Below are 5,490 nucleotides of genomic sequence, written 5' to 3' on the forward strand. Positions count from 1 at the left end.
TGACAGACCGTCATCCAACAACAGACACTTTTCCTCGTCCAGGTATTCTGCCCAGGGCAAATAATCAATGATAGACGGTGAAGAGTTATACAATGCCACTTCATCAGCGTGCGTCATTTTGCCGGGCCGCTTTATAGGTTCACGCCCGGCCACTCCGACAGAAGGCGATAATATGACCGCCGGTTCACTCAGGGATGCCGAGTGGTTGTCCGCTTTACGCGAGCGAACTTTATTCAACCACGCCCACATCACAATGCCACCGTCCGCTCACCCGGCAGGGCATACTGCACCTGACTGTAAAACGAAAACACCGTGCTGTATCCCGGCACCGGCGAATTTCCCGCCACCAAATGGGGAAAGAGATACATCACCATGTCCGGATTAGGTAACCGTGGGAAGGTTTGACTGATTTCATTTTCCTGTGTACGACTATAACTTTCAGCATAGTCAGGCGAAATCTGCTGCTCCCGTTCATTGATCCCCCGACGCAGCACTTGACGGGCTTCCAGAGTCATCTGTGACGACGCGGCCTTTCCCTGCCACAATGCCAGCATAGTCTGGTCTCCCGATGGCAACATGTCCTCTTTGGACGTGCTGCAACCGGTCAGGAGCGTCGTCACTACGAGCAGGCAAACCCAACAACCTGATTTCAATCTGACGCTGCACATACCGGCTCCACAGATATTCACTTTCTCAGTCCAGCCCATCGCTGTTCTCCTGTTCCAGGCTAAAGGGGTATTTCACCTTGCGCCCCTGTGTGTCGTAATCAATGGGGATTTGTTGGGTAATATGTACCGCCACGCTGGCTCCCGGCGGCACGTAGACGGCATCAAAGGTTTGGCCGTAACGGGCTTTGATCCATTCCGACACGGCTTTAAATCCTCCGGCAACAGCTTGCCCCAAAACCGCTTTACCGCCATCCCCGGTCAGTGATGACGTCGCGCCGCCATAACCGTTAGTCTGGGTGGTAAGCTGGCTCTGTGACAGCACATCACCGGCTGCTGTACCACCAGAAAGAGCCAATAAGGTTGACAAGTAACTGGCTGCATTGGATTTTCGTGTCCCGCTGATACACGGAATACCGTTATCGTCAGACAACCAGCCGATACTGCTGCCATCATTATCCTGAACATGATGGCTGCCATTGGTGCGATTATCCGATTTCGGTACGGTTCTGACGGTGCCGTCTGCAAAGACAAAGGTTAAAGAGGTGACATTGCCGCGTACGCAAGACAAGGTCCAATCACCGGTAGCCGTACCCGAAACAATCGCGCCTTCCACGTCCGGCAGTTCAATGCCGTTGGCAGTCAGGTTATCTTTACCTATCAGTATCTTAAAAGGATACGGGTCAGTGACTTTGTCATTCACCGGTACCCGGCCTAATAATGCCGTCATCGCCTGGCTGCCGACCAGCGTCGTATTCTCGGGCAGGGTATAAACGGGCCGGATAGCCTCGTTTGTATGACCCTCGGTAATGGCTCGCTGATTTTTAGTCATACCGTCGTATGCCACTTTCTGACGGCTCAATGTATTGTCTTCCAGAAATGACACGGGAAAACGGGGAGTCGCTGACTGACCGCTCATTGCAACCTGTGAGTCAGCTGGTAACCCATCCTGTGGGGTAATCCAGACCAGCCTGTCTCCGTCTGAAGTCGTATTTTGGCCAGTATTGTCCAATCCTAATCCCTGCGGAATATCATGCTCAACCAGAGAGTTGTTTATATTCAAGCCCTTATTGCTTAACTGACGGGTCAACTGGTCAAGTCGGCTGAACAGCGTTTGCTGCTCCGCTTTCAATACCTGCTGTTGCTTTTCTGTTTCCTCACGGGTACCCGCTACCACCCGGTTAATCTGGTCAGTCATGCGCTGACTCCCATTTCGCCATTTCTCATTGTCCGCCAGTAATTGTGCGTTTTGTTTTTCCAGCGCCGCCTGCTGAACACGGATACTGCGCAAAGCTCCAATCAGGGTACGCAACGTGTCTTCCGGGGTATCTCCCTCAATCCCCAATGCCCGCAGCTCCCCGGAAGACAGTTCCGCCAAAGCCTGATGACTCACTGTCTGGCTGACAGGCGTCTCTGATTGCCGACAACTCTTGATACCCACCGCCAGCCCTGCAATAACAAAAGCAGGCACGACCCACTTCACCAGACCGTTTGACTTAATTTGCATGGGGATTTCCTTGTCGCTTCATGGGCGTTTTTGACCTCACCGGTTCAGGCAGAAAGGCACGGTCAGGCCGACCTTTCACCACCAAATAGACGGTAGTCGTGTCTTCTGGCGTACCTGACGGTCCCAACCAACGATGCTGAAAGGTCGCTGCTATGAATTGCCCCTGCAACCTGCGTGGATCAAGCACTACGTTCTCACGGTGGGTATTACGCACTTTCAGCGCCACCACAGTGAGGTTATCCACACCCCAGCCCCCTAACGGGGAGACTATTACCGGCGCAGAGGGATACAATGTGGTCAATCGGGTTGGTAGCGCCAATGATACCGGGTGAATGCCGGGAACAGCTTCTACTGTACGCAACGGCGCATACAGACTCTGCGCAGCATAACGGGTCAGGACCACCGGCAGCGGAGCCGTATAGGACGGTTTTTGACGCCGGGCGGCCTGACGTTCACCGGCAAGAGAGGGAGACGTTGCTGACGTGTTATCTCCTTTGGCACCATGATGAATCTGATGGTCGTCCGTCAACGTAATCACGTCCCCGTGGTACACCACCCGAACCGGCTCAAGGGGACCTTTTCCATTTGTGGCTGTCACATCCAGCAAAATCACTTCACCACTTTCCACATCCTGAAGTTGCAGTCGGGTCTGGGTAAACGTTTCACTCGGATACAGATACACTGCACCACCGGTGCTTTGTATCCGCAATTTTCCATTCAGCACACTCGGAAAACCTACCCGGACATTTTTATCCACAAAAACCACCCGCTCCTGTCCAACATGCAAGGCAACCGGCAGCGGGATACGCTCCCACTTCATCAACTCCACGGCTTCAACGGGTGAAACCATCACCAGCCCAGCGAATAATAATGCGGTCAATGCCAATAACTCGACGAGTACCTGTTTTTTCACTGGAATATCCCCTTTCTCGCCGGTGCCGGCTGCGATGCTGCTTCCAACCGTTGTGGTGTGCTGTCATAACAATCCAGCGCCAGACCGAATGGGTTACGTTCTGCATCCCCTTGCCAACGGGTGACTTTAATTGAGTAACGTACCAGTGCCCGTTTGACCGGCTCAGCGTGAAAATATTCATCGGCGACTAAATCTAACCGGATAACCCAGTTATCCCGGTCCCTCACCGTCACATTGCTATCACGAAAGCCCCGTTCCGGAATTTCATATACCACCCGCACGCGATCTTTTAGCTCACCCACTTGTGACCGATTTTGAGCATCCTGTTCCAGAAATGCCTGACAGGAGGGGGGCAGATAAGGAGAAAGCGCCGCTATTTTCGCTGGATAATCGACTTCCCCGTCTTTCGGCCAGGCATTCAGTTGCTGAAAAATATAAAAGCCAAAGGCATAGACCTGGGAGACTGGCACTTGCCACCACGGGCGGGTACTACCACTACGGACATCCGGCGGCGTATAAATGGTTAACGCTCTCGGCACCATCATCCAGCCACTCAGACTCAGTAACAACAACAAAACCAGCACACCACAGGCAGAGCGTAACGTCAGGATATGCTGGTCCCGGTTTTGAATCGCATGACGAAAACGGCTCATAACCGCCCCATTCGGGCCATTACCCGGTGATGGCGGCGCAACGACCAGCGTTGTGATGTGATAATCAGTGACGGGTCACCCAGACCCCAGCCCCGCTTTTTAACCTCCAGCCGTCGATAGAGATAATGCGCCGGTTTACCGCGTTTCATCCGGGCCAGGTATTTGCCGCCAAAGGCAATCAATAATAACGGCGCAATCAGGGCCACCGTCGGTATCATCACCCAACCCGTTACCGGTGCCAGTAACAAGCCAATGACCATGCCAGCTATCAGTCCCGTTAATGCCGTCCAGCCCAGCTCTGGGGTAGTAAATCCCCGGAACACGACAGGTTCGGCGTTAAGACGGTCAGGTAAAAAACGAATAGTCTGAACCATACTGACGCTTCCCTGGGGTTAAAAGAGAATGGACGTTGATTTGCCCAGTAGCCAGATAACCGCCACTAACAGCACCACGCCAACCACCACAATCGCGCCAAATTTAGTCCAGGAGGCTCTGTCACTGCGAACTTCAGAAAACGTATGGATTGCCGCAGTCGCCACATTGATAAACGCGATCGCGGCAACGACCAGCCCGCCTATCACAATGCCGTCCTGCAAGTAACCTTTGACGGTATTAAAAATACCACCGCCACTCCCGCTGGAAGGCGGTTCAACCGTTGGCAATGCCGCTGTCACGGGTTGACAAACCAGATAAGCCAGCACACTGAGTGACACTGCACAGGTATTGATACGGACAAACAGGCGGAACAGTGACTGACATCCCCGGTTTAACAGATCCATTTCATTTTCCCTTTTTTCCATTACAGGTTAAAAAAAACCGATTAGCTGGCAAACATCCAGATAACCATCACCAGCAACAACGCCACACGAATGACAAAACGGTTCATCGCCGCTTCACGGACCTTTTCATTGGCCCAGCCCTGCCAGACGTCTACCATGCCCCATGCGGCCCAGAGAAACAGCACCGCTATCAGTAAACCGATACAGAGAAATTGCATCATATGGGGATCGAGATTGCCGGAAGCCGCCCTGAATGCATTGCGTTGTACCTCATTCACCGTATTCGCTCCTGACGATACTGACCGGTCACATCCAGCGCAGCCGCAGAAATCCCGGGTTGGGCGCGGGAGGGGGTCAGATAGCGGTTAATGCCTTCACGGACAATATTGAGGTCCCGGTTAGCACGTAGATAATCAAAATAAAAACGGTCTGCCTGCCCCTCCTGAACGGCCAAAACCCGGGCACGCTCCAAACTGGCCTGCACCTGGTCAAGCTGTTTGAGTGTGGTGGCCAGCTCATCTTTTTCCCCAGCCAGCACAGGCCAACTCATTAGTATCGTCAGGACAAAAAGACTATGGGAAAATAAACGGAAATAAACCATAGCATTACCCTAAATCTGCGTAGATATATACATCAACAGAGTGACGAAAAAGAGTAACGATTACAGTGAATAATTGTTTATCTGATTTTAAAAATTTTGAATATCTGAACTTAGGGTATAAAACTATCTCCCTCTCATCTGGTTGATAAGATAATAGAATTGATAATTGATGCTTTCTAATACAACAAAGGAGTTAAGTGGTATAACAGATCATTAAGCGTTCGTTTATTCAAACTTTATAGATAATATTTTCTGTAGGCGGATTCGACTAATAAGTACAATCCGACATCAAAAACTGTAATTAAATGGTGTATTAGAGGTACTATTAGTCGATATTAAATTAGAGGAATTATTTAACACTCATCAAACCAA

Annotated in this window: 8 protein-coding genes and 1 pseudogene; all 9 read right to left on the bottom strand. The window is 51.4% G+C overall.

Going from position 1 to position 5,490, the window contains the following annotated elements:
* Positions 1 to 249: pseudogene (locus tag LGZ98_RS22790) on the bottom strand (conjugal transfer protein TraC); the annotation flags it as partial.
* On the bottom strand, positions 249 to 668 hold the full coding sequence (locus tag LGZ98_RS22795) for a TIGR03751 family conjugal transfer lipoprotein (RefSeq protein ID WP_113044273.1): 420 nt from the start codon (positions 666 to 668) through the stop codon (positions 249 to 251). The gene LGZ98_RS22795 and the pseudogene LGZ98_RS22790, both read right to left, overlap by 1 nt.
* A gap of 25 nt (positions 669 to 693) precedes the next feature.
* Entirely contained in the window at positions 694 to 2,172 is a 1,479-nt protein-coding gene (locus LGZ98_RS22800) for a TIGR03752 family integrating conjugative element protein (RefSeq protein ID WP_113044262.1), read from the bottom strand.
* Positions 2,162 to 3,022, bottom strand: coding sequence for a TIGR03749 family integrating conjugative element protein (locus LGZ98_RS22805; protein WP_229015713.1), 861 nt, complete (start codon positions 3,020 to 3,022; stop codon positions 2,162 to 2,164). The genes LGZ98_RS22800 and LGZ98_RS22805 overlap by 11 nt, the downstream gene beginning before the upstream one ends.
* Positions 3,023 to 3,081: 59 nt before the next feature.
* The gene (locus LGZ98_RS22810) at positions 3,082 to 3,738 is read right to left on the bottom strand and encodes a PFL_4703 family integrating conjugative element protein (RefSeq protein ID WP_113044260.1); all 657 of its coding nucleotides are present in this window, start codon (positions 3,736 to 3,738) and stop codon (positions 3,082 to 3,084) included.
* A complete protein-coding gene (locus LGZ98_RS22815; RefSeq protein ID WP_065389845.1) occupies positions 3,735 to 4,112 on the bottom strand; it encodes a TIGR03750 family conjugal transfer protein in 378 nt (125 codons plus the stop codon). The genes LGZ98_RS22810 and LGZ98_RS22815 overlap by 4 nt, the downstream gene beginning before the upstream one ends.
* 18 nt (positions 4,113 to 4,130) lie before the next feature.
* Positions 4,131 to 4,517: a TIGR03745 family integrating conjugative element membrane protein gene (locus LGZ98_RS22820; protein WP_229015710.1), complete on the bottom strand. Its 387-nt coding sequence runs from the start codon at positions 4,515 to 4,517 to the stop codon at positions 4,131 to 4,133.
* A gap of 41 nt (positions 4,518 to 4,558) precedes the next feature.
* A complete protein-coding gene (locus LGZ98_RS22825) occupies positions 4,559 to 4,795 on the bottom strand; it encodes a TIGR03758 family integrating conjugative element protein (RefSeq protein WP_113044259.1) in 237 nt (78 codons plus the stop codon).
* Complete coding sequence (locus LGZ98_RS22830) at positions 4,792 to 5,118, bottom strand: integrative conjugative element protein, RAQPRD family (RefSeq protein WP_228939707.1); 327 nt, start codon at positions 5,116 to 5,118, stop codon at positions 4,792 to 4,794. Before LGZ98_RS22830 ends, LGZ98_RS22825 begins: the two co-directional genes overlap by 4 nt.
* Positions 5,119 to 5,490: the final 372 nt, after the last annotated feature.

This window comes from Photorhabdus kayaii (assembly GCF_025384895.1).
Taxonomy (GTDB): domain Bacteria; phylum Pseudomonadota; class Gammaproteobacteria; order Enterobacterales; family Enterobacteriaceae; genus Photorhabdus; species Photorhabdus kayaii.

Bases quoted from the DNA above. Each gene is read 5' to 3' on its own strand.
- LGZ98_RS22795 (WP_113044273.1), bottom strand. From the start codon at position 668: ATGTGCAGCGTCAGATTGAAATCAGGTTGTTGGGTTTGCCTGCTCGTA.
- LGZ98_RS22800 (WP_113044262.1), bottom strand. From the start codon at position 2,172: ATGCAAATTAAGTCAAACGGTCTGGTGAAGTGGGTCGTGCCTGCTTTT.
- LGZ98_RS22805 (WP_229015713.1), bottom strand. From the start codon at position 3,022: ATGGTTTCACCCGTTGAAGCCGTGGAGTTGATGAAGTGGGAGCGTATC.
- LGZ98_RS22810 (WP_113044260.1), bottom strand. From the start codon at position 3,738: ATGAGCCGTTTTCGTCATGCGATTCAAAACCGGGACCAGCATATCCTG.
- LGZ98_RS22815 (WP_065389845.1), bottom strand. From the start codon at position 4,112: ATGGTTCAGACTATTCGTTTTTTACCTGACCGTCTTAACGCCGAACCT.
- LGZ98_RS22820 (WP_229015710.1), bottom strand. From the start codon at position 4,517: ATGGATCTGTTAAACCGGGGATGTCAGTCACTGTTCCGCCTGTTTGTC.
- LGZ98_RS22830 (WP_228939707.1), bottom strand. From the start codon at position 5,118: ATGGTTTATTTCCGTTTATTTTCCCATAGTCTTTTTGTCCTGACGATA.